The following is a 26,114-nucleotide window of genomic DNA, read 5'->3' on the forward strand; positions in this document are numbered from 1 at the left end:
CAGAGGGCACCCGCCCATGGCGCGAGGTTCAGCAAGGGCTCTCGGACCGGTCGCAGCCACTGCCGGAGCAGCACATGTGCCACATGCCCCACATGCACACCATGTCGCAGCCGGCCGACGCCGCGGACGCCTCGGCCTTCGGCACCACTCGCTCCAGCAGGCTCGCGCCCATCGCTTCCAGTTTCTTGTACACGGTCGTACTCCTCTGTCGTCTTCCGCTCCACGGGCGTACAGCGGTCAGTTCCTGTCGGACGTTTCGCTCTCGTCCGGCAGCCGGACGCTCCGACCCCGGCCGGCGGCCCAACTATGACCAGCACCGCCGATGCGGAACAACGCATCCGGCTGTCCCAGACATGTCCCGGACACCGCACCGACGACGGCCCTGGCCGAGCGCCCTGCCGGACAGACATCCGGCGCTTGTCCGGTGCCGGACAAGACCGGTAGGAGCGGCTCCCCACCTGCGTCGTGCCGCCGGAGCACTACCTGTGGTTCCGTGGGCACCGGGCCGGGGCCGGGGCCCACGTCGGCCGAGGAAGAGGGACCGCGCGAGACGAGGACCGGCATGGAGAAGGACGGCGATGTCTCACGCCGCACTCACCGAGAAGCAGACGCGCGAGGGTGCACATCGATGAGGAAGCGTTGGGACGGCTCGTCGCCGCAGGGCTGTTGCACGGCCTCGGCTCCGGAAGTGGCCTCGCCGTCACGGATGCCCAGACAGTGATCGGTGTGTGCTCGCCGAAGGCGGTAGCCATCGGCTTCGGGGCCGAAGCGTTCGATCCGGAAGAGTTGGGCGTCCATGTCCGGGCGGCATTCATCCCATGGTTCGACCAGGCCTGCGACGGGGCCGCTGTCGAGGATGGTCAGGCACCCCATGCCCTTGTCCACCGGGTGCTCCCACTTGATGTTGGTCAGGTCGTCACCGACGGGCTGGAAGAACGTCCGCGGGCCGCCCGGCTCGGCGCAGGGACGCTGGACCGCCACCTCGGACGGGTAACGCCGGGAGCGTTCACTCCCAGCGGTCACGCACAGCTCGGGGAACTGCGCGCGCCGGATACGGGCCCAGCTGCCGGCGGAGGCCAGTGGGAGCAGGTCGGGAAGCCGGGCGGAGGCGGTCGCCGTCGTGCGTGGCTGCGTCGTGGGGTTGCCGGCCGGGGAGGCGGCCAGCAGGACACCCGCTCCGGCGGCGCCCGCGAGCCCAAGAGCCACCACGGCGATCAGGGGCCGTATCCGAAGCCTGGTTGTCGCCGCGTGCTCGCCGCCCGGTCCGAGGACAGGAGGATCCGACGGGGACGCGTTCCTCCCTGATTCCTGTGAGGGGGCGGGGTCTGTGACGGCGACCCCACAGGCGAGGCGTTCGTAGGCGTGCATCCACTCCGCTAATCGGTCCTGGTCGCCACACGCACGGACGAACGCAGCCACCTGCTCCGCGCGCGGCAGGGTCGGTCTGCGCAGCATGTCGGCGACGGTACTGCGCGCCAGGACGTCACCATGTGCCGCAGCCCGTGACTCCAACTCGCGCAGGGTGAGGTCCGACTGGTCCTTGAGGGCCCTCATCGCAGCCGAATACTCGGCAACGCTGCGCACAGCAGAGGGCTGGATGGGATCTCTGTTCATCGAACAGGGGTACCGCACAAGGACCCGAGAGGCAACGGCGCTGTCCGATGATCCGGACAACGCCCCGGGCGGGGTGCACGGACCGGCCGGGACAGCACCGGACCGAGATCGTCCACGATCTGAGAGATCGTCGCCCTTGATCTCCGCGGCGGCACCGTACGCCGACGCCACCACCTCGCCGTCGCCGGAGCACTCGTTGTCCCGACGGCACTGGCCGCTGCCGGGCCGAGGCGGCTGCTCATCGGCACCGGCGGCGGACGTCTGCCGGACTGCCCAGCTGGACGGCCGACTCACCGGATCGCTCCGGTCGGCCTTGCGCTCTCGAGACCAGCCGGGAAATCGGGGAGTGCGAAGCGGAGACACGGGAGTCGCGCAGCGGGCCCACGGTGAGCAGCGGGCGCGGCTGCACGGGAAGCTCCGGGCGTGCGCTGCACACGCCGCACATCGCGCCGGGGAGGGCGGCGCTCGGTATCACTCGGGCACGCGGAGACGACGGACGGGACCGTCCCGGAGAAGGGCGGTCCCGTCGCGACCGGGCGCGCGTTACGACAGCCGGGACTGGACCTGGGCGGAGATCAGCTCCAGGTGGTCGAGGTCGTGCAGGTCGAGGACCTGGAGGTAGATGCGGCTGGAGCCGGTCTCGGCGTAGCGGCCGATCTTGTCGACGACCTCGGCGGGGGAGCCCGCCAGGCCGTTGGCCTTGAGTTCGTCGACCTCGCGGCCGATCGCGGCGGCGCGGCGGGCGACCTCCCGGTCGTCCTTGCCGACGCAGACGACGAGGGCGTTGGAGTAGACGAGGTCGCCCGGGTCGCGGCCGGCCTCCTGGGCGGCGTCGCGGACCCGGCCGAACTGGCGCGCGGTGTCCTCGATGCCGGCGAAGGGCATGTTGAACTCGTCCGCGAACCGGGCTGCGAGGCGCGGGGTGCGGGTCGCGCCGTGGCCGCCGATGAGGACCGGCACCTTGGGCTGGGCCGGCTTGGGGAGCGCGGGGGACTTGGTGAGGTCGTAGTAGGTGCCGTGGTAGTCGAAGGTCTTGCCGGTCTCGGTGGCCCACAGGCCGGTGACGATCTCGAGCTGTTCCTCCAGGCGGGCGATCTTCTCCTTGGGGAAGGGGATGCCGTACGCCTTGTGCTCCTCCTCGAACCAGCCCGCGCCCAGACCGAGTTCGATGCGGCCGCCGGACATCTGGTCGACCTGGGCGACCTGGATGGCGAGCACGCCGGGGAGGCGGAAGGTGCCGGCGGTCATCAGGGTGCCGAGCCGGATGCGCTGGGTCTCGCGGGCGAGGCCGGCGAGGGTGATCCAGGCGTCGGTGGGGCCGGGGAGGCCGTCGCCGGAGCCCATGCCGAGGTAGTGGTCGGAACGGAAGAAGGCGTCGAAGCCCAGGTCCTCGGTGGCCTTGGCGACGGTGAGCAGGGTGTCGTAGGTGGCGCCTTGCTGGGGCTCGGTGAAGATGCGGAGGTCCATGGGTCCATCCTGCATGCTCCCGGGCAGGGGCGGCGCCTGCGGGGTACCTCCCCCAGAGGGGGCACCCCCAGCCCACCCGTGCCGCCCCCGGGGGTACCTCCCAGGCCCTTCAGTCACGGGGGGAGGGCTGCCCGCGGGAGCGGCTGCTCGTGGGCGTAGGGGTGTCAGCCGGCCTCCCGTTGCGGTAGCGCCTCGTCGCGGTTCGTCAGTTTGCGGAGCATTTCCAGGACGCGGTCGCGGGACTCGTCCGCCGCGTCGATGGCCTCCATGCACTGCCAGTACGTCGCCTCGTCGTCCGCGGAGCAGGCGAGGCCCACCAGGGCGATACCGACCTCGCCGAGCAGACCGCCGAGGTGCATCAGGACCGGGCGGGTCTCGCCCAACTCGGTGAGCTGAGCCGCGCGCAGTTCGCCCGGGCCGAGTTCCGGGGTGTCCAGCACTCCGCAGCCGCGGCCCGCCAGTTCGGTCAACCCCAGTGCCTCGCCCCGCAGTTCGGGCGGGCCGGTGACGGCGAGGCGGCTCCCTGCCGCCTGCGCCAGGGCCTGCGCCTGCCACACCTCGGTCAGCATCTCCCGTACGCCGCCGCTCGCGGCCAGGGCGCGCCTGCTTGTCACGATGAGCCGCACAGCGTCCATGCGCTGCCCCCGTCTGTCCGACGCGCTGCCCACGCGTCCGCATCCGTTGAACTCCCCTGTTCACTACCCAGAGTGAGGGCGCCTGAGACAAAAAGCCAGAGGAAGACCGAAATCTGCGGACAACGATTCGAGCAGAGCCCTCCTTTCTGTTACGGAGAGTCACCACAGGACTCTCCTGCCGGGAACCTGCGCTCATTGCGGTCGATCTTCGCGGCCAGCGCGGCCAGGGGGTCGACGCCGAGCACCTCGCAGAACTGGAGCAGATACGCGAGGACATCGGCGACCTCGTCACGCACGCGGTGCGCGGTGTCCGGGTCGTCCATGACGCGGGCGGACTCCTCGGGCGTCGACCACTGGAAGATCTCGAGGAGTTCGGAGGCCTCCACGCTCAGCGCGGCGACGAGGTTCTTCGGGGTGTGGTACGGCTGCCAGTTCCGCGCGGCGGCGAACCGGGCGAGGCGGTGCTGGAGTCCCGCCAGGTCGAGAGGCTCACGGGGGTGCTCGGCGTCGTACGGATCAGTCACGGTCCAGGTGTACCACCCTCACTCCGCCCACTTCCGCCGCCCAGGAGGCGTCGCTCACCGCCCCGACCAGCCGGATGTGCCCGCGCTCGCACATCCGCGCCGCCAGGCGCAGCAGCGCGACCCGCTGCCCCGGATCGAGCGCCCGGTCCAGGCCGTCGGCGAGGACCGTGAGGCTCCGGAGCGCGGCCGGGACCTCGCCGGGCGCGTCGACCTCCAGCACGCCGGGGCCGGTGAGCAGCACCAGGGCGAGCGCGGCGTACCGCAGCTCGCCGTCGCCGAGGCGGCGCAGTTCGGTACGGGTGCCGTCGCCCCGGTCGAGGAGGGCGCGGACCAGGCGGCCGGCGTCATACGGCTCGGCGAGCAGGTCGGTGACCGGCCCGGCGCATCCGGCGCGCACCGCGCCCACGAGGAGGGCGTGCCGGCGTCCGCACTCGGCGCGGGTGCGCCACAGGACGTCGGCGAGGTTGTCGCAGCCGCCGAGCAGCCGGCCGGTGCCGACCGGGACGGGGTCCCGCATCCGCTCGGGGCGCGGGTCGCAGGGGAAGACGGACCGCAGGGCGACGACCATCTGCTCGGCGGCGGCGAGCACCCTGCGCTGCCCGGGGGTCTTGCCGGCGACGCGCAGCGGCAGCAGCGCGGTGCCGAGCCGGTCGTCCGGCAGCGGGGCGCGGGTCACCGGGGCCGCCCCGGCCGTGTGCCAGGCGGCCTGTACGGTGCGCCGGCCGGGGTCGCGCAGGGCCGTCTCCAGGAGGATCCGCCCGTCCGCCGTGAGCCGCTCCCCCACGATCCGCAGTCCGGGTTCGGCCTGGACGGCGACCTCCAGCCGGACCGGTCCCTCGGGGCCGTCGGCCGTACAGCCGATGCGGAAGCCGCGACGGCGCTGGGCGTCGGCGCGGGCCCGCTCCGGCACACAGGCGCCGGGCTCCGGGAACGCCTCGCCCAGCTCGGCCCCGCCGCCGAGCCGGGCGAGTGCCTCGTACGCCCGCAGCGCGCTGGTCTTGCCGCTTCCGCTGGGCCCGGCGAGCAGGGTGAGCGCCCCGAGCGGGAGCGTCACGCCGCGGTGCCCGGCGAAGGCGGACAGCAGCAGCTCGGTGACGCGCGGCCGGTCGGGGTGGCCCACGGTGTCGCCGGTCCGTCCGTCCGTCAGGGACCGCGAGCGGTCGCCGGAGCCGACGGGCCGCACGGCCGGCGGGCCCGGTACGGCCGGCGGATCCGGTACGGCCGGGCCCGGGGACGCGGCCGACGGGCTCGTGCCCGCGCGGGGCGGGGAAGGTGGGGTCATGTGCGGGACGCTAAGGGGTCCGGTGCGGGGCGAACCGTTCCGCTCGACGGGCCTTCCCACGATCGGGCGACGCGCTACGCCCCCGGAACCCCCACCCCCTCCATCAGCCCCGTGACCTCCGTGCCGGCCGGGGTCAGGAGGAAGACGTTGCGGTCGACCCGGTGCATGCCGCTGGCCAGGCCGAAGACGACGCCCGTACTGAAGTCCAGGACCCGTTTGGCGGTCTCGGTCTCCGCGCCGGTCAGGTCCAGCAGGACCGGTATCCCGGACATCAGGGTCTCGGCGACGTCGCGGGCGTCCGCGAACACGTTGACGCGCAGAACGACGAAGCGTCGGCGCGCCTCCGTCGCGGCCTCGGGCAGGGCGCGGTGGCCCACCGCGGACGGCCACGCGTCGCGGCCCCGCAGCGGAACGACCTGGGCGAGCCCCTCCCACTGTTCGTCGGTGACGTCGTGGCTGTTCACCGGCATGCTCCGTCCCCTGTCGCACTGACTGTCTGCATCGGGCAATTCTTACTCATGGTCACCCGTTCGGCCCAATAACGACACGCTCCGCCATCGCGGTGCTCGCGCTACGTGACGCTTTCCGCCGTCACCCGTGGGGTACCCGGCGCGCCGTCGATGACTGTGCCGCTCGCGAAGGAGCGCCTCATGAGAGGGCCGGACCTGTCCGGCCCCGCCGGGTCCCGGCCGCCCGACTCCCGTCCTGTGCAGCCGCGTTGACCCGGGCCGTTCGGGCCGGTTGCATGGGCGTATGACCGGTGAAGCAGATGGTGTGGTGGGGCCCGTTGTCGCCTTCGAGACACAAGGGGACTGGGAGGCGTGGCTGGAGGAGCATCAGGGGGACGTCGACAGTGTCTGGCTGATGATTCCGAAGAAGGGGTCGGGGATCACCGGGGTCGACTACGCGACCGCGCTGGAGTCGGCGCTCTGCTACGGCTGGATCGACGGGCACAAGAAAGGGCTGGACGACACCCACTGGATCCAGCGGTTCACCCCGCGGCGGGCGCGCAGCCGCTGGTCGGCGGTGAACCGGCAGAAGGCCCTCGACCTCATCGAGCGGGGGCGGATGCGGCCGTCCGGACTGCGCGAGGTGGAGCGGGCGCGGGAGGACGGCCGCTGGGAGGCCGCGTACGCGAGCCAGAGCACGGCGACCGTCCCCGACGACCTGCGGGCGGCGCTGGACGCGGCACCCGGCGCCGGTGACTTCTTCGGCACCCTCGACAGCCGCAACCGCTACGCGATCCTCCACCGGATCGAGGAGGCCAAGCGGCCGGGGACCCGGGCGGCCCGGATCGAGAAGTTCGTCGCCATGCTCGCCGAGGGGAAGAGAATCTTCCCCTGACCGCCGGGGCCGCGCCGGTGGGTCAGCCCGCGACGACCGCCTCCGCCGCCGCCACACCGCAGACGCGGGCCGCGCCGTGCGTGGCGATGTGCGCCGCGCCGCGCGGCGCGGACTGCGGTACGCCCATCTCCACGACCACGGTGGACGGGTCGGCGGCGAGCAGCGTGTCCAGGGCCGTCCGCATCCACGGGTGCCGGTGCTCGTCGCGGACCACGGCGACGACGCGGCGGCCTGCCGCCGCCTTCAGTGCCCGCTCACCGGCGTCGGGGCCGGAGAAGTGGCCGGTGGTGGTGCCGGGAAACAGCCGTTCCAGTTCCGCGCCGACGCCCCACGGCGTCTCGTCGCCCACGGCGATGTTCGGGATCGGGTCGAAGGTGGCCACGTACACCGGTCCGGTGACCGGCGCGGAGCCGGCGCCGCGGGTGACGGTCACCGCGCGGCGGGCCGCGGTGAGGCCGATCTCCGGCTCGGGTCCGACGGCCGCGGCCGGTGAGCGCCGTACGCCCGCGGTCCATTCGGCCAGGGCGCGCACCCGGGCGGCGGCGTCGGCGAGCCGCTCCTCCGGGAGTTCGCCGGAGCGTACGGCGCTCACCAGCGCGTCCTGGAGGCTCTGCACCGTGCCCTCGTCGCACAGCCCGCCGCCCACGCAGATCGCGTCGGCACCGGCGGCGATGGCGAGGACGACCCCGTGCTCCAGGCCGTAGGTGCCGGAGATGGCGCGCATCTCCATGCCGTCGGTGACGATCAGGCCCTGGTAGCCGAGTTCGCCGCGCAGCAGGTCGGTGAGGATGCGCCGGGAGAGCGTGGCCGGGCGGTCGGGGTCGAGGACCGGCACCCGGATGTGCGCGCTCATGACGGCACGGGTGCCGGCCGCGATCGCCGCCCGGAACGGCTGCAGTTCGCGCTCGTGGAGCGTGGTGGCGTCGAGGTCGATGTGCGGGATCGCGTGGTGGGAGTCGACGCTGGTGTCGCCGTGGCCGGGGAAGTGCTTGGTGCAGGCGGCGACGCCGGTGGACTGCAGGCCCTCGACGTAGGCGGCGGTGTGCCGGGCGACCAGGGCGGTGTCGCCGCCGAAGGAGCGCACGCCGATCACCGGGTTGTCGGGGTTGGCGTTGACGTCGGCGGACGGGGCCCAGTTGAAGTTGACTCCGCACTCGGCGAGCCGGCGGCCCAGCTCGCGGGCGACGCCCCGGGTCAGGTCGGTGTCGTCGACGGCGCCGAGGGCGTGGTTGCCGGGGAAGGAGGAGCCGGTGCGGACCTCCAGGCGGGTGACGTCGCCGCTCTCCTCGTCGATGGCGACCAGCAGGTCGTCCCGCTCGGCCCGCAGCTGCGCGGTGAGGGCGGTGACCTGCTCGGCGGTGGTGACGTTGCGGCCGAAGAGGGCGACGGAGGCGAGGCCCTCGGCCAGTCGGCGGCGGACCCAGTCGGGCGCGGTGGTGCCGGCGAAGCCCGGCTGCAGTACGGCGAGCGCGTCCCGGGTGAGGGTGTCGGTGCCGGTGGTGAATGTCGTCATCGGGTGGCGTTATCCCTTCACGGCGCCCGCGGTGAGGCCGCTGACGGCCCTGCGCTGCAGGTAGACGAAGAGGATCAGGATCGGGATGGCGAACAGGGAGGAGGCGGCCATGGTCGCGCCCCAGTCGTCGCCGAACTGGGTCTGGAAGCTGGACAGCCACAGCGGCAGGGTCTGCGCACCCCCGGATTCCTTGCTGAGCACCAGGACGAGGGGGAACTCGTTCCACGCGGTGATGAAGCCGAACATGGAGGTGGACATCAGCCCCGGCGCGAGCAGCGGCAGGATGACCCGGCGGAACGCCTGGGCGCGGGTGCAGCCGTCGACCATCGCCGACTCCTCCAGCTCCTTCGGCACGGCGGCGACGAAGCCGCGCAGCGTCAGGATGGTGAAGGGGAGGATCATCATCATGTAGAAGGCCGTGAGCGGCACCAGGCTGTTCAGCATCGAACCGTCCCGCACGATCATGTAGATCGCGATGACCATGACCTCCCAGGGCGCCATCTGGGCCAGCATGAAGCCGATGACGAAGCCGCGCCGCCCCCTGAACCGCATGCGCGCCAGGGCGAAGGAGCCGGCCAGCGCGATGACCAGCGAGAAGAGGACGGCCAGACAGGTGACGGTCAGCGAGTTGCGGACGTACGTCCAGAAGTGGTCGGCGTCGATCGCGGTCCTGAAGTGCTCCAACGTGACGTCGGTCGGGAACCAGACGGGCGTCTCCGAGATGATGTCGCCGGTCGGCTTGAACGCCGTGGAGAACATCCAGTACACGGGGAAGACGCAGACGATGAACAGGACGACGGCCGTGACGTTGGGCCACAGGCGGCCGAAGAGCGAGCGCTTCACAGCTCGTCCTCCTCTTGCTTGAGCACGATCCTGAGGTAGTAGGCGGTCAGGCCGAGCATGATCAGGATGGTCAGTACGGCGATCGCCGCGCCCATGCCGTAGTGCTGGTTGCCGACACCCTCGACGTAGGCGTAGACGGGCAGGATCTCGGTGAGCCGGTCGGGGCCGCCGCCGTTGAAGGTGAAGACCTGGACGAACGCCTTGAAGATCCAGATGACCTCGAGGAACGTCGTGGCGTAGAGGAACGGCCGCAGGAACGGCAGGGTGACCGTGGTGAAGCTGCGCCAGGCGCCGGCGCCGTCGAGGGAAGCCGCCTCGTACAGTTCGCCGGGAATGGTGGTGGTCGCCGCGTAGAGGTTGATCGCGACGAACGGGACGGACATCCAGACGATCAGCAGGGTGACGACGAAGAACGTCGACATCTGGCTGCTGGTCCAGCTGTAGTCGGCCATGGAGTGCCAGCCGAGCTTGTCCAGGACCCAGTTGACGACGCCGAAGCGCTGGGCGAACAGCCACTGGTAGACGGTGGTGGCGGCCACCACGGGCATGGCCCAGGCCAGCACCAGGCCGAGCAGCAGGGTGAACCGCATCCGCTTGCCCAGGCGGGCGAGCAGGAGACCGGCCAGCGCGCCCAGGACCATGGTCAGGGCGACGTTGACCGCCGTGAACAGGATGGAGCGGACGGTGACCCGCCAGAAGTCCTCGCCGGTGAGGACCTCCTTGTAGTTGTCGACGCCGTTCCACTCGGTGACGTGCTGGATCAGCTGCCCCATGTTGAGGTTCTGGAAGGACAGCAGTACGTCCTTGAACAGTGGCCAGCCGAGCAGCAGCACGGTGGCCGCGACGGCGGGCAGCAGCAACAGGTACGGGGCGAGCGCGCCGGCGCGCGACGCGGCTCGCGGTGTGGGCCTGCCAGGTCCTCCGTCGTCCGTCCTGCGGACGTCCGCCGGGCCGGAGGGCGGCCGTTCGGTCTGCACGGTCATGCTCGCGATCTCTCTTCTCGGCGTGCTCAACGCGGGGCGGGGGCCGTCGCGTCGGTCGGCCCCCGCCCCGGTCGGAGCGCGTGCGCTACTACTGCTGCTGCGCCAGGCGCTTGTTGAACTCGCCCTCGACCTGCTTGGCGGCCTCGGCCGGGGACTTGCCGTTCAGGACGGCGGTGAGGTACGTCTTGATCGGGTTGGGCGCGTTCTCGACCGCGGCCCACTCGGGGATCAGCGGCGTGGTGCCACCGACGGCGGCGGCCGGCGCGGCGGCCTCGGCGGGGGCGTTGCCCTTGAGGTTGCTCTGCAGCGACTCCTTGTTGGGGATGACGCCGTTGGCCTTGGCGAGCTGGCCCTCGAACTTGTCGGAGAGGGTGAGCTTCAGGAACTCCTTGGCGAGGTCCTGCTTCCGGCTGCCCGCGGCGACGGCGAGGTTGGAGCCGCCGAGGAAGACGCCCTCGGGCTTGTCGGCCGTGGGACCGGGGATGGTGAAGTAGCCGATCTCCTTCTCGATGTCCGGGTTGGCCTTGATCGCGATGCCGGCTTCCCAGCCCATGCCGATGAACGTGCCGGTCTTGCCCTTGGCGAAGACCTCGCCCTGCTGCGGGGTGGCCTCGTCCTTGTCCTTGGGCGCCTTCGACAGGGCCTGGAACTTCTTGTACGTCTCCGTGGCGGCGGCGACCTTGGGGTCGTCGAGGTTGGAGACGTACTTGTCGCCGTCCTTCTTGACCAGCTCGCCGCCCTCGCCGATCACCAGGCCGACGAAGTGGTACCAGTTCTGGCCGGGCAGGTAGATCGGCTCGGCGTCGGTCTTCTCACCGATCGTCTTGAGCGCGTCGTAGAACTCGTCGCGGGTCTTGGGGGTGTCCTTCAGCCCGGCGTCCGCCCAGACCTTCTTGTTGTAGAGGACGACGCGGTTGGCGAAGAACCACGGTGCCGCGTACTGCTTGCCCTCGAAGACGGACGACTCGTTGAGGGACTCGGTCCACTCGCCGCCGATCTCGGACTTGAGGTCGGCGAGGTCGGCGAGGCCGCCGGTCTTGGCGTAGGCCGGGGTCTGGGTGTTGCCGACCTCGATGACGTCGGGCGGGTTCTCCTCGGACAGGGCGGTGGTCAGCTTCTGCTGGATGCCGTTCCACTGCTGGACCTCGAACTTGACCTTCGCCTTGGTCTTCTTCTCGAACTCGGTGGCGAGGTCCTTCTGCCACTGGTCCGGCGAGGAGCCGTCCATCACCCACACGGTGAGCGTCTCGCCGGCGTAACCGTCCGCGCCGGCCTTCTTGTCGCCGTCACCGTCGTCGCCGCCGCACGCCGCGACGGAGAACAGCATGCCCGCGACCCCGATCGCGGCTATCAGCTTGCGCTTCACGCGCCACCCCTCCTCAGGAATGCCTTCCACACCCACGCCCTCGGCGGTGACCCCCACAGCGGCGCAACAGCTCGGCGGGCTGGGACCCGGCTTCCTCTAAATGGTTTAGACCAGCAAGGGGGAGCTTGGCCTAGACCTATGGCTCTGTCAAGGGTCGTGGACCCACGCCCGGATAACGGCTCGGACACCCCTGGCGGGCCGCAGAACTCCACTCAAACAGGGACGGGTTGACGCTTGGACTAGACCAAAGCGAGAACACACCGTTATAACGGGATCGCCGAGCGTGCGGCGCCGAACCCGGCCGTCCGCCGACGTGCACCGCGGTCGGCACCTGCCGTCCGCGCGCCGGACACCGCAGCCGGAAGGCAGGCCATGAGCACGGACGTCAGCAGCGCCCATGCCGATACGGGGGCGCCGGGCCGTATCGGGCGCGTACCGAAGTACTACCGCATCAAGCAGCGGTTACTGCAGATGACCGACGAGCGCGCCCCGGGCGCCCCGATGCCGGCCGAGCGCCTGCTCGCCGTCGAGTTCCGCACCTCCCGCACCACGATCCGCAAGGCCCTGCAGGAGCTGGTCGGCGAGGGCCGGCTCGACCGGATCCAGGGCAAGGGCACGTTCGTGGCCCGCCCGAAGGTCTACCGGACGCTCCAGCTGACCTCGTACACCGAGGACATGCGGGCGCAGGGACTCCATCCCGCCTCGCAGGTGCTGGACATCGGGTACATCGCCGCCGACGCGGAGCTGGCGGCCCTGCTGGAGGTGGAGCCGGAGGACAGGGTGCTGCGCATCGAGCGGCTGCGGCTGGCCGGCGGGGAGCCCATGGCGATCGAGGCGACCCATCTGTCCGACCGGCGCTTCCCGCAGCTGCGCCGCAACCTGAGCCGCTACACCTCGCTCTACACCACCCTCTCCGAGGTGTACGGCGTACGGCCGGCGGAGGCCGACGAGACCATCGAGACCTCGCCGGCGACACCGCGGGAGGCGGGGCTGCTCGCCACGGACGTGGGCCTGCCGATGCTGCTGCTGTCCCGCCACTCGCGGGACGAGACGGGAACGCCGGTCGAGTGGGTCCGCTCGGTGTACCGGGGCTCGCGCTACAAGTTCACCGCGACACTGACGCGTCCGGGACCCTGACCGGGCGGTTCGCGCCCAACGCCGCCTCTTCCCAGGGGCGTTCGGCCGCCGCGCCGAAAGGGCGTTCCTTGACAGGGCCCATTGGTCCAGTCCAACATCCCAGTGGTCTGAACCAGTCGTGGCGCGCTCCTTTCGTGACCGCCGCGTGCACAACCCCGCACGGAGGCACCGGATGACCGAGAGCAGCCACCCGCGACTGCTACGGTGGGCGCACTCCGTGCTCCAGCCGGGCTTCGAGGGGACGACGGTGCCGGACTGGGTGCGCCGCCGGATCTCCGAGGGGCTCGCCTCGGTCGTCCTGTTCGGCCGGAACATCCGCGGTCCCGAACAGGTGGCGGGGCTCACCGCCACCCTGTACGCCGAGAACCCGGACCTCGTCGTCGCCGTCGACGAGGAGGCGGGCGACGTCACCCGGCTCGAGGCCCGCACCGGGGCGTCCCGCCCGGGCAACCTGGCGCTCGGCACGCTCGACGACATCGATGTCACCGAGCAGGTGGCCCGGGACGTCGGCCGGGAGCTGCACGGCCTCGGCATCACCCTGAACTACGCGCCGAGCGCCGACGTCAACACCAATCCGCTGAACCCGGTCATCGGGGTGCGCTCCTTCGGGGCGCGCCCCGACGTCGTCTCCCGGCACGCCGCCGCGTGGGTGCGGGGGCTGCAGTCGGCGGGGGTCGCCGCGTGCGCCAAGCACTTCCCGGGCCACGGCGACACCGTGGTCGACTCCCATCTCGGGCTGCCGCAGGTCTCGGCCGACGCCGGGACCCTCGCGCTGACCGCGCTGCCGCCGTTCATCGCCGCGATGGACGCGGGCGTGCGGGCCGTGATGACCGCGCACCTGCTCGTGCCCGCCTACGACGACCGGTGGCCGGCGACCCTGAGCCGCCCCGTCGTCGGCGACCTGCTGCGCGGCGAGCTCGGCTTCACCGGTCTGATCGTGACCGACGCCGTCGAGATGGGTGCCGTGGCCGACCGCTACGGCGTGCCGGGCGCCGCCGTCCGGGCCGTCGCCGCCGGTGCGGACGCGGTCTGCGTCGGCGGCGGGAACGCCGCCGAGGAGACCACGGCACGGCTGGCCGACGCCCTGGTGAACGCCGTACTGGACGGGCGCCTGCCCGAGCGGCGGCTCGCCGGGGCGGCGGGCCGTGTCCGGGAGTTCGCCGGGTGGGCGGGCGCGCTGCGGCGTGACGGCGGCACCCCCGGCGGCACCCCCGGCACCTCCGGCATCGGGCTGGTGGCGGCCCGGCGGGCCGTCCACATCCACCACAAGCCCGACCGTGACACCGAGTTCCCGCTGGTGGGCACCCCCCACGTGGTGGAGCTCTCCCCCGCCACCACCCCCGCCATCGACCCCGGAACCCCGTGGGGCGTGGCGGAACCGCTGAAGACGCTGTGCCCGGGCACCACGTCCGTCCGGCTCGGCGAGCACCAGCTCCAGGGCGGCGACGAGGTGCTGGACCGGCTGGCCCTGCGGCCGGCGGACGGGCGTCCGCTGGTCGTGGTCGTCCGGAACGCCGCCCGCCACGGCTGGATGACCCGCGCGCTCGCCGGCCTGGTGCGCCGGCGGCCCGACGCCCTCGTCGTCGAGATGGGCGTACCCGCGGGTGAGCGTCCCGGGGCGGTGTACCTGGCGACGTACGGCGCGACGCGCGTGTCGGGCATCGCCGCGGCCGAGATCCTCGCGGGGCGCACCGGGCCGTCGTAGCACCGGCCGACCACCGAACCCTTCTTCCCTTCCTTCTGTCCGCATGCCGTGAGTGATCCCTATCTCCGGAGTACCGCATGACGACGCACCACCGTTTCTTACACCGCGCCGCCTCCGAACGCCCCTACTTCAGCGCCGACGGTGAGGCCTACCTCGCCGAGACGCAACTGCGGCACCTGACCAAGGACCTGCCGCTGCGGGTGCTGTCGGAGGAGCAGTTCGCGTCCTGGCAGAACCACGGTTACGTGGTGGTGCCGGAGGCGATCTCGCGCGACGCCGCCAAGCTGCTGCTGGAGTTCGCCTGGGAGTTCCAGGGCCTGGACCCGCAGCGCCCCGAGACCTGGTACGAGGAGCGCGCCTTCCGCTCGGACCTCGACCGGGACCTGTTCGTCTACGGCTTCGTCGAGGCGTACCAGCACCAGCTGATCTGGGACAGCCGGCAGGCCCAGCGGGTGTACGACGCGTTCGTGGACGTGTGGGACTGCGAGGAGCTGTGGGTCACCCTGGACCGGCTCAACCTCAACCCGCCCAATGTGCGCAACCGTTCGCGTTCCCTCATCGACCCCACGGACGAGGGTTTCGACATCGAGCTGCACTGGGACGTGGACACCACGGCGAGCGTCCCGCCGCAGCGGGTGCAGGGCATCATCGCGCTCACCGACACGGAACCGGACCACGGCGGCTTCCAGTGCTCCCCGGAACTCTTCCGCCGGTTCGAGGAGTGGAAGGTCGGGCAGCCCGCCGGCCGGGATCCGATCCGTCCGGGCGCCGACCGCACCGAGTTCCCGGTCGTCCGGCCCCGGCTCGAAGCCGGTGACCTGCTGATCTTCAACGGGATGCTGGCACACGGCGTGGCCCCCAACTCCTCGGCCGACGGGGTGCGCGCGGTGCAGTACCTGTCGATGATGCCCGCCCTCGAGGAGAACGAGGAGCTGCGCCGCTCCCGGGTGGAGTCCTGGCGCACGCTCAGCACCCCGGAGTGGAACGCGACCCTGCTCGGCGACGCGACGCGGCACGAGTCCCTGCGCTACGGCTCCGCCGAACTGAACGCTCTGGGACGCAGGTTGCTGGGACTGGAGTCCTGGAACGGGCGGACACGATGAGAGAGGGAACCGACGTGCACCGGATATGCCTGAGCCTGCCGACCGACCGGGAGTGCTCCGCGACCATCACCGCCCTCGGCGAGGAGGCCTCGTACGCCGCCCGGCACTTCGACGTCGAGGTGCACCTGCTGATCCTCGACTCCTCCGACGAGCGGACCCGCGCGGCCCATGCCCGCACGGTCGCCGCGCTCCCCGAGGCCGCGGGCGTCGTCGTGCATCACCTCGACGAGTCCGCCCAGCGGGACTTCCTGCGCGGCGCCGTCGACCGGGCCGCGCTCCCGGAGCCGGAGCGGGTCCTCGACCTCATGCTCCCGGACGCGCTCTCGTACGGCGCCTGCACCAACCGGGCGTTCCTCGTCGCGGCGGCACTGGGCTGCCGTTCGACGCACCGGCGCGACTCCGACTGCAGCTACCAGGTCCTCGGCGGCGAGCCGGTCTTCCCCGTCCACCACGAGCTGACCTCACTGGGCAAGCGCGCCGCCGACGCCGCCGCCGGAGTGTCGGAGGTGACGCTCGACCCCGCGATCGCCGACCGGCCCGTGTCGATGGTGGGCGCCTCCTTCATCGGTGAACTCTCGGTCGACATCGGCGGGATACGGGAGCTCGACAAGGAGGTGTACGACGAGGTGGTCGGCCTGTGGGCGCCCGGCCACTGGACCGCCGGGCAGAAGCGGGAGCTGGCCGAGGAGTCCTTCAAGGGCGCCGGGATGCTGCCCTTCACGGGCGACCACTCCACGCTGACGCTGGTCGATCCGATGCACGTCGACATGTCCAACATCGCCTTCGACCGGGACGTGTACGAGCGGCTGCCGCTGCCGCCCGCCACCGCGACCATCGGCAGCGACTACTTCCTCATCCACGCCGTGTACGACGCCGCGCTGCCCGGCGTCCTGCACAACCGGCACATCGAGAACTACTACACCGGGGAGCGCCGCACCCACGCCGGCTTCATGGCGTACCAGAGGCGGTTCGTGAAGTTCCTGCTGTCCATGCTGTACCTGCACCACGTCTACGAGCGGATGGCCGGCGCGGGCGCCGCGCTGCTGGACGGGAGCGGGCGGCTCGACCCGGCGCCGTTCGCCGCGTTCCTCACCGAGAGCGTGCGGCTGGACCGTACGGAGAACGAGCGGCGGCTGGACACGGTCGCGGCGGCGTACGGGCGACTGGGCGGGAAGTACGCCGAGTTCGCGCGCGACATGACGGAGGACCGGGAGCGGCTGCTGGACGAGGCCGCGCTCGACATCGAGGACTTCGTGCTGCTGATCGGCGCCTGGGACGCCCTCGTGCACGCGAGCCGGGGCGCGCTCCGGTGAACGCGGCCCTGCGCGCCGCCCTCGCGGCCGCCACCGAGGACGCGCTCGTCTACGACCTGGACGGGATCGCCGCCCGCTACGACACGCTGACCACGGAACTGCCCGGCGTGGACGTGCGGTTCGCCATGAAGGCGTGCCCCGTGGAGGAGGTACTGGCCTGCCTGGCCGGCCGGGGCGCCGGTTTCGACGCGGCGAGCGCCCGGGAGATCACCCGGGCGCTGGAGACGGGCGTTCCCGCGCACCGGGTCCACTACGGCAACACCGTCAAGTCCGACCGGGACATCGCGCGGGCGTACCGGCTCGGTGTCCGGGACTTCGCCACGGACAGTGTGGAGGACGTGACGGCGCTGGCCGAACACGCCCCCGGTGCAAGGGTGTTCTGCCGACTGGCGACCAGCGGCGAGGGTGCGCTGTGGGGGTTGAGCCGGAAGTTCGGGTGCTCGGCGGACGACGCCGTACGGGTGCTGGAAACCGCGCGGGACGCGGGTCTTGTCCCCGCCGGTCTTTCGGTGCACGTCGGGTCGCAGCAGATGACCGCCGAGGCGTGGCAGCAGGCCTTCGCGGCCCTCGCCGAGGCGCTCACGGCACTGCACGGCCGCGGGATCGTGCCGGACCACGTCAACCTCGGCGGCGGTCTGCCGGCGCTCGGCTACGCCGACCGCCGGGGGGAACGGCTCGACCCCCCGCTGGACAAGATCTTCACCGTGCTCCGTGAGGGCATGGAGCGGCTGGCGGAGCTTTCCCCCCGTCCCCTGGACTTCCTCGTGGAACCGGGCCGACATCTGGTCGCCGACCACGGCGCGATCAGGGCCCACGTCTCCCGGCTGACGTCCCGCCGCCGGCCGGACGGGGAGCGGGAGCACTGGCTGTATCTGAGCTGCGGGAAGTTCAACGGCCTGTACGAGATGGACCAGGTGCGGTACCCGCTGGTCTTCCCGTCCCACCCGGACGGGGCCGACGCCGACCTGGTGCCGGTCGTCGTCGCGGGCCCCACCTGCGACAGTGACGACGCCTACGCCCACGAGCACCGCCGGGTGCGGGTGCCCAGGGCGGTCGCGTCGGGCGATCCGGTCTGGGTGCTGTCGGCGGGCGCGTACGCCGCCAGCTACATGACCGAGGGCTTCAACGGCTTCGACCCGCTCCCCCGCGTCTGCGTGGGCGGTGGCACCCCGGACGTCCGCATACGCCGTGTCGCCGAGGACGACTGGCCGGGGATCGCCGCGCTGGAGGCCGAGGTGTACGCGTCGGCCTCGCTGTCCGAGGGCATCGAGGCGCTCCGCTCCCGGGGCCGGGCCTCCCCGGCGACCTGCTTCGTCCTGGAGACCGGTGACCGTGTCGCCGGCTATGTGCTCGCCCTGCCCTACCCGCGGTTCCGCTACCCGGACCTGACCCGGCCGGAGGAGCGGACGTACGACTCCCCCCATCTGCATCTGCACGACCTCGTGATCGCGGACGACCTGCGCGGCAGGGGGCTGGGCAGCAGACTGCTGCGGCATCTCACGGTGACCGCGCAACGGTCGTCGTACGAGCGGATCTCCCTGGTCGCCGTCGGCGGGACGGAGAGCTTCTGGGCCGGGCACGGCTACCGGCCCGAGCCGGGGGCCGAGCTCCACGGGGGTTACGGCGACGGCGCCGTCTACATGTCCTGCCCGGTCCAGCACCACCGCCCCGGCGGCCCGGAAGAGGGGTCCTGACGTCCATGCTGCCCACCCTCGGCGACTTCCGCCGTGACCAACTGGCGATCGCCGCGCTGTTCTCCTTCCTCGGCTTCCAGTACGCCACCTGGGCCTCCCGGCTGCCCGCCCTCAAGGACCGCTTCGACCTGGGCGGGACGGAGGTGGGGCTGCTGCTGATGGCCGCCGGTGTCGGGGCGGCGGTGTCCTTCCCGCTGGTCGCGCCGCTGATGCGGCGGCTGGGCGCGCGGCGGCTGGCGCTGTGGTCCGCGCTGGGACTGGTGGCGGTGCTGCCCGTGCTGGCCGCGGCCGGCAGTTATCCGCTGGTCCTGCTGGTGATCTTCGTCGACGGTATGGCCGTCGGCTGTCTGAACGTCGCGATGAACGCGCAGGGCGCCGCCCTGGAGTCCCACTACGGGCGGGCCGCGATGGCCCAGTTGCACGCGACGTTCAGCGGGGGCTCGCTCGGGGGCGCGCTGCTGGCCTCCGGGGTGAACACCGTGACGCACTCGGTGAGCGCGCACTTCGCCGTGGCGGCGGTGCTGGGGGTGCTGCTGCTGGCCGGTTCCGGCCCCCGGGTGCTCACCGACGCGCCCGCGCCCCCGGCCGCCCCGGCCGGGGACCAGCCGGCCGAGGGCGGGAAGAAGGGCCTCAGGAACCTGACGGGCGCCTCGCGAGCGGCTCTCGTACTGGGCTGCGCCATGGTGTTCGGCACGGTCGTCGAGGGCGCCATGAACGACTGGTCGGCGCTCTACCTGACGGAGGAGACCGGCGCGTCGGGGCGGCTGGCGCCGCTGGGCATCGCCGTCGTCTCGGTGATGATGGTGCTGGCCCGCCTGCTGGGCGACGGCTGGCGGAACCGGTGGGGCGACGCGCGCATGGTGCGGGTGGGCAGCACGATGGCCGGCACCGGTCTCGCCCTCGCCCTGCTGGCCGGCGGCACCTGGCCCGCGCTCGTCGGCTTCGCCTGCGTCGGCCTGGGCATGGCGACGGTGACCCCCTGCCTCTACGTCGCCGCCGCCGCGGAGGGACCGGGCGCCCTCGCCCTGGTCGCCGCCATGGGCACCACCGGCCTCCTCGCGGGCCCGGCCCTGATCGGTTTCGTGGCCGGCCACACGGACCTGACCACCGGCATGGCGGTGGTCGCGGTGTCCGCCGTGCTGGTGGCGGTGTGCTCGATGTGGGTCGGCTTCAAGGAGCGGGAGAGCGAGGCGGTGTCCCGCTGAACCGTCGGAGGGCTCCCGCACGGGGTGGCCGTGCGGGAGCCCTCCGACGGGTTCACGGGGCGAGCAGCAGGCTGTCGCCGCGCTCCTTGGCGGCGGCGTGACGCCGGGCCACGTCCTGCCAGTTGACGACCTCCCACATCGCCTCGATGAAGTCCACCTTCTGGTTCCTGTACTGCAGGTAGAAGGCGTGCTCCCAGGCGTCGAAGACCAGGATCGGGGTGGAGCCCTGGCCGACGTTGCCCTGGTGGTCGTAGACCTGCTCGACGATCAGCCGCCCGCTCAGCGGCTCGTACGCCAGGACGCCCCAGCCCGAACCCTGCGTGGTGGCCGACGCCTTGGACAGCTGCGCCTTGAAGCGGCCGAAGGAGCCGAAGGACTCGGCGATCGCGTCCGCCAGTTCCCCCACCCCGTCCTTGTCCAGCGGCTCGCCGCCGCCGTCACCGGTCATGTTGTGCCAGTAGATCGAGTGCAGGACGTGCCCGGAGAGGTGGAAGGCCAGGTTCTTCTCCAGGCCGTTGATCGACCCCCAGGTCTCCTTCTCCCGCGCCTCGGCGAGCTGTTCGAGGGTGTCGTTGGCCCCCTTCACATAGGCCGCGTGGTGCTTGTCGTGGTGCAGCTCGATGATCTCGGGGCTGATGACCGGGGCGAGTTCCGCGTAGTCGTACGGGAGCTCCGGGAGCGTGTACAGCGCCATGTCCAATGTCCTCCGCCATTATTGCAACTCATGTGCAACTGCACGCTAACAGCAACAATGGGTCCGACGGCTACTCCGGCACGGCTCCCGGCGTCTTCAGGGCTCCGTACACGCCGGCGCAGAGGATCGCGGCGCTGCTGAGGACGAGGGCCGCGGTGAGCCAGGGGTCGGTGCGGAAGCGTTTCGGGACTCCGGTGTGGCGCAGGCGCCGGACGGCGACGACCACGGCGAGCAGGAAGACGCCGCCGATGCCGCCGATCCGCACCATCAGGACCGGCGACTGCATCCAGGTGAGGACGCGGATGGTGCGGGCGCGGGCGCGGACGGCGCTCCAGTCGTGGAGTGCCTCGGCGGCACGCTGCGCCCGCTCAGCCAGGCCTTCGTCGGCCCGCTGACGGAGGCGGCGCCGGAGCGGATGACGTTCGACCGGGTCTTCCTGTCCGCGGACGGGGGACCGCGGACGGCGGGATCTGCGAGGCGGACCTGCGGCGGACCCGGCTGAAGGAACCGATGGCCCGCCGGGCCGCCCACACCTACGTCCTGACCCGTGCGGCGAAGCCGGGCCGGGCCCGTTCCACGCGTGGGCCACGCTGCCGCCCGGCTGGACGCTGGTCACGGACACCTCGGCGACGGACGCCGACGTGTCCGCGTTCACCGGACGCGGTACGCGGGTGGTGCCGGCCGAACCGGTGGAGGAGCCCGCACCCGACGGGGGCTGAGGGCGGCGCTCCTCGCCGGGACACCCCGGTCAGCGCGCGAGGGCCGACAGCGGTGACGGGCGGAGGGGGGCCAGGGGCACGGGGTCCTCGCGGAGGATGACCTGAAGGGTCTCCTTCAGACGGCGGGACGGCTCGATGCCCAGGTGGTCGGTGAGCTGACGGCGGGTGCTGTGGTAGGTCTCCAGGGCCTCCGCCCGGCGGCCGACGCGGTACAGCGCGAGCATCAGCAGTTCGGTGATGCGTTCCCGCCACGGGTGCACCACGCCGATCGCCCGCAGCTCGCCGATCGCGTCCTCGGTGAGACCGCAGCGCAGTTTCAGCTCCAGCTTCGTCTCGTGCGCGGCCAGGTACTCCTCCTCCAACTGGACCGCCGTGCTGTGGCACAGCGGACTGGCACCGGTGTCCTGCAGCGGCTTGCCCTGCCACAGGGCGATTCCGGACTCCAGCAGGCCGATGGCCGCCACCGGGTCCCGGTCGGCCGTGCTCCTGGCGTCCGCGATCCGGCGCCGGAAGCCGTTCATGTCGATCCGGGCGGGGTCCACCTTCAGGACGTACCCCGCGGAGTGGGTGACGAGGGCCGGCGCCGGCTCCGCGGGATCGGCGAGCCGGCTCAGTGTGCGGCGCAGCCGGGAGACCTGTGCCTGGAGCGCGTTGTGCGCCGTGTGGGGCGGATCGTCGCCCCACAGCTCGCTGTAGAGCTGCTCGTTCGTCAGCAGGCGGCTGCCGCTGACGAGAAGTGAGGCCAGCAGGATCCGTTGCCGGGAGCCGGCGATCGGAACGTGGTCGTCCTTCGTGATGATTCCGACGGGGCCGAGGAGCGTGAAGTCCATGGCGAAAGCCTCACACGCTGCAGCCGTCCGGTTCTTGAGGCGCGTCTCATGCGGCTCTGGACTCCCGCTGGAGGCGAGATTCAGCCAAGCCGGTCACATGCTCGTTCACATCGGACTGGTGATCGGTGGCACTACTGGAACTACGCGCGTGGTGTCAGGATCGCTTCGCTGGCAACACACGGGGAGAGGTCGGCTGGTGGAGATCAAGTTGTTAGGCACTTTGACTGCCAATTTTGGAGGAGACTCCTGGATACCCAGCGCGGCCAAGCACCGCCAGGTACTGGCCCTGCTGGCACTGCGGGCCCGGCGCACGGTACCGGTGTGGGAACTGGTGGACGAGCTCTGGGGCGACCAGCCACCGCGCAGTGCCCAGGCGACATTGCAGACGTACATGATGCAGTTGAGGCGCGGGATCGCCGCCGTGTGCGGCATGGGCGGCATGGTCCGGGCCAAGGAGATCCTGGCCACCGCGCACGGCGGCTACGTGCTCAACGCGATGCCCGACCAGGTGGACGCGCTGGAGCACGAGAGCCTGGTCTCCGCGGGGCTCGCCGCGGCCCGCAAGCGGGACCACCGGATCACGTCCGAGCTGCTCAACCAGGCGCTGGGGCTGTGGCGGGGCGATGTCCTGTTCGACGTGCCCCTGGGGCCGGTGCTCCAGGTGGAGGTGCTGCGGCTGCAGGAATCGAGGCTCAGCGCGTTCGAGATCTGTGTCGCGGCGGACCTGGCTCTCGGCCGGGGGATCGAGGTCCTGGCCAGGCTCACCGAACTGGCGGCGCGCTATCCGCTGCACGAGCGCTTCCACCTCCAGCTGATGCTGTCGCAGTACCAGGCGGGACGGATGTGGCAGGCGCTGGAGACCTACCGGCGGCTGCACACCCGGCTCGTGACGGAGCTGGGCCTGGAGCCCTCGGAGGCGGTCCGCGAGGCGCACCAGCGGATGCTGCGCGGTGACTCGCCGGTGCCCGTCACGGTCGTCGGCGACTGGGACTGGGGCATGCGGGCGGAGTTCGGCCATGAGCCGCTGCACAGCAGCGGGTCCGCCTGACGCGGTCAGCGAGCCGTCAGGCTCCGCTCACCGGTGTGCGCACATCCGGTGAGCGCCCGGTCAGCAGGCCGTCAGCGGCGTGTGACCGGCTCCGGCTAGCGTGTCGCGGCGGCGGGACCGACCGCCGTTCGCGGTGCGCCGATCGGGGGTCCACGGGTGACAGCGGTAGGTACGAGCACGACGGCGCCGGCGCTGCTGCTGGTGAGCCACGGCAGCCGTGATCCCCGGCATGCCGGGACCGTGCGGGCGCTGACCGGCCGGATCCGGTCGCGGCGCCCCGGCGTGACGGTGGTGACCGCGTTCCTGGAGTTCGACGTCCCGGGCGTGGCGGGCGCGCTGGAGGATCTGCGGCGGGCCGGCGCCGGGGCGGCCGTCGCGGTTCCGCTGCTGCTGACGCGCGCCTACCACGCCAAGACCGACCTGCCGGCGGCGCTGGCGGAGGCCCGCGGGCCGAGCGTGCGTCAGGCGGCGGTGCTGGGCGGCTCACCGCTGCTCGTGCGGGCGGTGGAGCGGCGGCTCTTCGAAGCCGGTCTGTCCCCCGCCGACCGGTCCACGACCGGGGTCGTCCTGGCCGCCGCCGGTTCCAGGGACCCGGAGGCGATCGAGTCGGTCGGCGCGGCGGCCCGGGAACTACGGCGCGCGGGCTGGCGCGCGGTGCGGCCGGCGTTCGTCACCGGTCGGCCGCCCCGGCCCGGTGACGTCGTACGGGAGCTGCGCGCGCGGGGCGTGCGCCGGGTGGCGGTCGCGCCGTACGTCCTGGCACCGGGCCTGCTGCCCGACCGCATCGCGGCCGAAGCGGCGGCGGCCCGGGCCGACGTCCTCTCCGCACCCCTCGGCGACACCCCGGAACTGGCGCACCTCGTCACCCAACGGTGGCTGGAAGCCTGCGAAATGGCAGACGCGCACGCCGACTGAGCTTCCGCGCGCGCCCCACGCACCGGGCGCGCCCGTTCGCGACGCACGGGTCACCGGCCCGCGCACGCCGCGAACGGACGCGGCAGGCCTGCCCTGCGGTGGCGCGCACCGCGTGAACCCCGGACACCCCACACACACCCGACGCACCGGTCACCGGCCCGCGCACGCCGCGAACGGGCGCGGCAGGTCTGCCCTGCGGTGGGCGTGGCGTACGCGTCGGGTGGGTTCACAGGCGGTCCCGGGCGGCGTGCGGGGCGCCGGTCGGAGTGCTCGGGTGTTCATGTCAGGGCGTGGAAGGCCCGGCGGTACCACAGGAGGGCGTCCGTCGGGGTGCCCTGGGCGGGGCCCTGGCGTACGGCGGAGAGGGCGCCGACCAGGAGGGTGTGGTCGCCGACCGGGATCGTCCGGTGGGTCAGGCAGCGGAAGGCGGCCGTGGCGTCGGGGAACCAGGGCAGGTCGGTGCCGGGCCAGGTGGTGAAGCCGGTGCCGGCGAAGCGGTCGATGTCCTGCCGGGCGAACCGGTCGGCCAGCCGGCGGTGCCGGTCGGCGAGGACGTGGACGACGAACTCCCCCGAGTTGACAAGGGCGTGGTGACAGCTGGAGGTGTGGGCGACGGCGACCTGGAGGAGCGGTGGGTCGAGGGACACCGACGTCACCGAGCTGGCGGTGCAGCCCCGGCGTCCGCCCCGGCCGTCCGAGGTGGTCACCACGGTGACGGGCGAGGCCAGCTCGGCCATGGCGTCCCGGAACTGCTGGGCGCTCACCAGCGGCGCCTGCTGGGAAGTGGGTGTCGACGTCATGGTCGCCCTCCTGGGGTCGCGGCAGCGGTGAGTGGCCGGGGCGTACGGGTGGCGCGGGTCAGCCGAAGCGGTTCGGGGACATGAAACCGATGGGCACCGTCGGCTCCTCGCCCCGCACGATCTCGGCGAGGGCCTCCCCGATCCCGGTGGCGTGTTTGAAGCCGTGCGCGTTGTCGCCGCCGGCCACCACGACGCGCGGATCGTCCCCGGGCCGGCCGATGACGAACTGGCCGTCCGGTGTGCGGGTCAGCATGCAGACCGCGACCTTCGACGGCAGCGGTTCCAGGCCGGGCAGCTTGGCCGGCAGCAGGGCGGTCAGGGCGGACCAGTCGAGCGGCCCGACCGAGCGGTCGTAGGCCTCGGGGTCGAGGGGCAGCGCGTCGGCCCGGTCCTCGATGCCGAGCTTGACGTCGTGGCCGCCCTCCGCGCCGTTGCCCCACAGGATGGTGCCGTCGTCCAGTTCCCGCATGAAGACGGGGAACTGCTCCAGACCGAAGGTGTCGTCCCCCGGCTCCAGTGGCCGAAACCAGGTGATGGGCATCCGCACGGTCCGCAGCGGCAGTCCGCCGACCAGCGAGGACAGCCAGGAGCCGACCGTGAACACCACCTGCCGCACCCGCAGTTCGCCCTGGGAGGTGCGCAGCACCACACCGCCGGGCACCAGGTCGTACGTGGTGATCCTGGTGTCGGTGAGGATCCTGGCGCCGCACTTCTCGGCCCGGTTCACCGCCGCCCGGATCGACAGCTCCGGCCGGATGATGCCGGCGGACGGCTCCCGGACGCCGATGTGGCCCTCCGGGACCCCCACATGGCGGGGGTAGTGGAAGCGCAGCGCCTGACCGGTGAGGGTGCTCACCTCGATGCCGTGCCGGTAGGCGGCGGTCAGCGTGCCGCCCGCGACCCGGCCGTCCTTCGGGCCGATCAGCAGGCCGCCGACCGGGAAGAACAGCTGCTGGTCGGCGGAGTCCTCCAGCCGGCTCCACAGTTCCCGGGAGCGCCGGGCCAGCGGTACCAGGCCCGGATGCTCCAGGCAGGTGACGCGGAACATCCGCGAACCGCCGTGCGAGGAGCCCAGCGAGTGGCCCGGCTGGTGGCGCTCGATGCCGATGGCGTCCACGCCGCGCTCGGCGAGCTGCCACAGCGCGCACGCTCCCCACGCTCCCAGGCCGACCACCGCGACCTCCGCGTCCCACTGCGCCATGCGTCCTCAACTCCTCACCTGTGCTGCGACCGCGACGGTCCAAGACGACCACGGCGCGGGCGGCCGGATCGTGAGTAGCCGCCACTCAGTCCGCCGAAGACCGCTGTCACCGGGCGGACGGCCGAGATGAGTACCCGGCACTCAGGCGGGCGGACGGCGGTCCGCGGTCAGCTGGGCAG

The 26,114-nt window shown here is 72.2% G+C and carries 25 protein-coding genes and 1 pseudogene; 10 read left to right on the top strand and 16 right to left on the bottom strand.

The features are described from left to right. Positions 1-28: 28 nt before the first annotated feature. The 7 genes from ACH4VX_RS19175 to ACH4VX_RS19205 all read right to left on the bottom strand — a co-directional run bounded on the left by ACH4VX_RS19175 (position 29) and on the right by ACH4VX_RS19205 (position 5,992). A complete protein-coding gene (locus ACH4VX_RS19175) occupies positions 29-193 on the bottom strand; it encodes a hypothetical protein (protein WP_398368577.1) in 165 nt (54 codons plus the stop codon). 401 nt (positions 194-594) lie between these two features. Beyond that, a complete protein-coding gene (locus tag ACH4VX_RS19180) occupies positions 595-1,554 on the bottom strand; it encodes an RICIN domain-containing protein (protein ID WP_398368578.1) in 960 nt (319 codons plus the stop codon). 603 nt (positions 1,555-2,157) lie between these two features. Continuing rightward, positions 2,158-3,081 carry an LLM class F420-dependent oxidoreductase gene (locus tag ACH4VX_RS19185; protein ID WP_398368579.1) on the bottom strand — a complete coding sequence of 308 codons (924 nt, stop codon included), beginning with the start codon at positions 3,079-3,081 and terminating at the stop codon, positions 2,158-2,160. Positions 3,082-3,245: 164 nt separating this feature from the next. Next, positions 3,246-3,716, bottom strand: a complete 471-nt coding sequence (locus tag ACH4VX_RS19190) for a DUF6099 family protein (protein WP_398368580.1) — start codon at positions 3,714-3,716, stop codon at positions 3,246-3,248. A gap of 149 nt (positions 3,717-3,865) precedes the next feature. After that, on the bottom strand, positions 3,866-4,240 hold the full coding sequence (locus ACH4VX_RS19195; RefSeq protein WP_398368581.1) for a nucleotide pyrophosphohydrolase: 375 nt from the start codon (positions 4,238-4,240) through the stop codon (positions 3,866-3,868). Further along, a complete protein-coding gene (locus ACH4VX_RS19200) occupies positions 4,233-5,522 on the bottom strand; it encodes an ATP-binding protein (protein WP_398368582.1) in 1,290 nt (429 codons plus the stop codon). Before ACH4VX_RS19200 ends, ACH4VX_RS19195 begins: the two co-directional genes overlap by 8 nt. 74 nt (positions 5,523-5,596) lie before the next feature. After that, the gene (locus tag ACH4VX_RS19205; RefSeq protein WP_398368583.1) at positions 5,597-5,992 is read right to left on the bottom strand and encodes a cell division protein SepF; all 396 of its coding nucleotides are present in this window, start codon (positions 5,990-5,992) and stop codon (positions 5,597-5,599) included. Between the two features lie 283 nt (positions 5,993-6,275). On the opposite strand from ACH4VX_RS19205, the gene ACH4VX_RS19210 reads away from it, so the two are divergent. Beyond that, on the top strand, positions 6,276-6,866 hold the full coding sequence (locus ACH4VX_RS19210) for a YdeI family protein (RefSeq protein WP_398368584.1): 591 nt from the start codon (positions 6,276-6,278) through the stop codon (positions 6,864-6,866). 22 nt (positions 6,867-6,888) lie between these two features. Here ACH4VX_RS19210 and ACH4VX_RS19215 read toward each other — a convergent pair whose 3' ends face one another. The 4 genes from ACH4VX_RS19215 to ACH4VX_RS19230 all read right to left on the bottom strand — a co-directional run bounded on the left by ACH4VX_RS19215 (position 6,889) and on the right by ACH4VX_RS19230 (position 11,571). Further along, positions 6,889-8,379: a glycoside hydrolase family 3 protein gene (locus tag ACH4VX_RS19215; RefSeq protein WP_398368585.1), complete on the bottom strand. Its 1,491-nt coding sequence runs from the start codon at positions 8,377-8,379 to the stop codon at positions 6,889-6,891. A gap of 9 nt (positions 8,380-8,388) precedes the next feature. Beyond that, a complete protein-coding gene (locus ACH4VX_RS19220) occupies positions 8,389-9,222 on the bottom strand; it encodes a carbohydrate ABC transporter permease (protein WP_398368586.1) in 834 nt (277 codons plus the stop codon). Continuing rightward, positions 9,219-10,205: a carbohydrate ABC transporter permease gene (locus ACH4VX_RS19225; RefSeq protein ID WP_398368587.1), complete on the bottom strand. Its 987-nt coding sequence runs from the start codon at positions 10,203-10,205 to the stop codon at positions 9,219-9,221. The genes ACH4VX_RS19220 and ACH4VX_RS19225 overlap by 4 nt, the downstream gene beginning before the upstream one ends. Before the next feature lie 88 nt (positions 10,206-10,293). Next, entirely contained in the window at positions 10,294-11,571 is a 1,278-nt protein-coding gene (locus tag ACH4VX_RS19230; RefSeq protein ID WP_398368588.1) for an extracellular solute-binding protein, read from the bottom strand. 372 nt (positions 11,572-11,943) lie between these two features. Between ACH4VX_RS19230 and ACH4VX_RS19235 the strand changes: the two genes are divergently transcribed. The 7 genes and pseudogenes from ACH4VX_RS19235 to ACH4VX_RS19265 all read left to right on the top strand — a co-directional run bounded on the left by ACH4VX_RS19235 (position 11,944) and on the right by ACH4VX_RS19265 (position 19,728). Continuing rightward, positions 11,944-12,708: a GntR family transcriptional regulator gene (locus ACH4VX_RS19235; protein WP_398368589.1), complete on the top strand. Its 765-nt coding sequence runs from the start codon at positions 11,944-11,946 to the stop codon at positions 12,706-12,708. A 172-nt stretch (positions 12,709-12,880) separates the two neighbouring features. Beyond that, a complete protein-coding gene (locus ACH4VX_RS19240) occupies positions 12,881-14,413 on the top strand; it encodes a glycoside hydrolase family 3 protein (protein WP_398368590.1) in 1,533 nt (510 codons plus the stop codon). 77 nt (positions 14,414-14,490) lie between these two features. Further along, positions 14,491-15,516, top strand: coding sequence for a phytanoyl-CoA dioxygenase family protein (locus ACH4VX_RS19245; RefSeq protein WP_398368591.1), 1,026 nt, complete (start codon positions 14,491-14,493; stop codon positions 15,514-15,516). Then, entirely contained in the window at positions 15,513-16,829 is a 1,317-nt protein-coding gene (locus ACH4VX_RS19250) for a DUF6271 family protein (RefSeq protein ID WP_398368592.1), read from the top strand. The genes ACH4VX_RS19245 and ACH4VX_RS19250 overlap by 4 nt, the downstream gene beginning before the upstream one ends. Beyond that, positions 16,787-17,992 (top strand): annotated as a pseudogene (locus ACH4VX_RS19255) (type III PLP-dependent enzyme); the annotation flags it as partial. The gene ACH4VX_RS19250 and the pseudogene ACH4VX_RS19255, both read left to right, overlap by 43 nt. A 72-nt stretch (positions 17,993-18,064) precedes the next feature. Continuing rightward, positions 18,065-18,523 carry a GNAT family N-acetyltransferase gene (locus ACH4VX_RS19260; RefSeq protein WP_398368645.1) on the top strand — a complete coding sequence of 153 codons (459 nt, stop codon included), beginning with the start codon at positions 18,065-18,067 and terminating at the stop codon, positions 18,521-18,523. A 5-nt stretch (positions 18,524-18,528) separates the two neighbouring features. Next, a complete protein-coding gene (locus ACH4VX_RS19265; RefSeq protein WP_398368593.1) occupies positions 18,529-19,728 on the top strand; it encodes an MFS transporter in 1,200 nt (399 codons plus the stop codon). A gap of 52 nt (positions 19,729-19,780) precedes the next feature. Here ACH4VX_RS19265 and ACH4VX_RS19270 read toward each other — a convergent pair whose 3' ends face one another. The 3 genes from ACH4VX_RS19270 to ACH4VX_RS19280 all read right to left on the bottom strand — a co-directional run bounded on the left by ACH4VX_RS19270 (position 19,781) and on the right by ACH4VX_RS19280 (position 21,971). Further along, positions 19,781-20,422, bottom strand: a complete 642-nt coding sequence (locus ACH4VX_RS19270; RefSeq protein WP_398368594.1) for a superoxide dismutase — start codon at positions 20,420-20,422, stop codon at positions 19,781-19,783. Between the two features lie 70 nt (positions 20,423-20,492). Beyond that, positions 20,493-20,708, bottom strand: a complete 216-nt coding sequence (locus tag ACH4VX_RS19275) for a hypothetical protein (RefSeq protein ID WP_398368595.1) — start codon at positions 20,706-20,708, stop codon at positions 20,493-20,495. Positions 20,709-21,170: 462 nt separating this feature from the next. Then, positions 21,171-21,971: a BTAD domain-containing putative transcriptional regulator gene (locus ACH4VX_RS19280; RefSeq protein WP_398368596.1), complete on the bottom strand. Its 801-nt coding sequence runs from the start codon at positions 21,969-21,971 to the stop codon at positions 21,171-21,173. Between the two features lie 220 nt (positions 21,972-22,191). Here ACH4VX_RS19280 and ACH4VX_RS19285 point away from each other — a divergent pair, with 220 nt between their 5' ends. After that, the gene (locus tag ACH4VX_RS19285; RefSeq protein ID WP_398368597.1) at positions 22,192-23,019 is read left to right on the top strand and encodes a BTAD domain-containing putative transcriptional regulator; all 828 of its coding nucleotides are present in this window, start codon (positions 22,192-22,194) and stop codon (positions 23,017-23,019) included. A gap of 156 nt (positions 23,020-23,175) precedes the next feature. After that, a complete protein-coding gene (locus ACH4VX_RS19290; protein WP_398368598.1) occupies positions 23,176-23,934 on the top strand; it encodes a sirohydrochlorin chelatase in 759 nt (252 codons plus the stop codon). 278 nt (positions 23,935-24,212) lie between these two features. Here ACH4VX_RS19290 and ACH4VX_RS19295 read toward each other — a convergent pair whose 3' ends face one another. Both ACH4VX_RS19295 and solA read right to left on the bottom strand, forming a co-directional pair. Further along, a complete protein-coding gene (locus ACH4VX_RS19295) occupies positions 24,213-24,734 on the bottom strand; it encodes a flavin reductase family protein (RefSeq protein ID WP_398368599.1) in 522 nt (173 codons plus the stop codon). Between the two features lie 58 nt (positions 24,735-24,792). After that, entirely contained in the window at positions 24,793-25,935 is a 1,143-nt protein-coding gene (solA, locus tag ACH4VX_RS19300; RefSeq protein WP_398368600.1) for an N-methyl-L-tryptophan oxidase, read from the bottom strand. Between the last annotated feature and the right edge of the window lie 179 nt (positions 25,936-26,114).

Source organism: Streptomyces sp. NPDC020731, assembly GCF_044334705.1.
Lineage (GTDB): Bacteria > Actinomycetota > Actinomycetes > Streptomycetales > Streptomycetaceae > Streptomyces.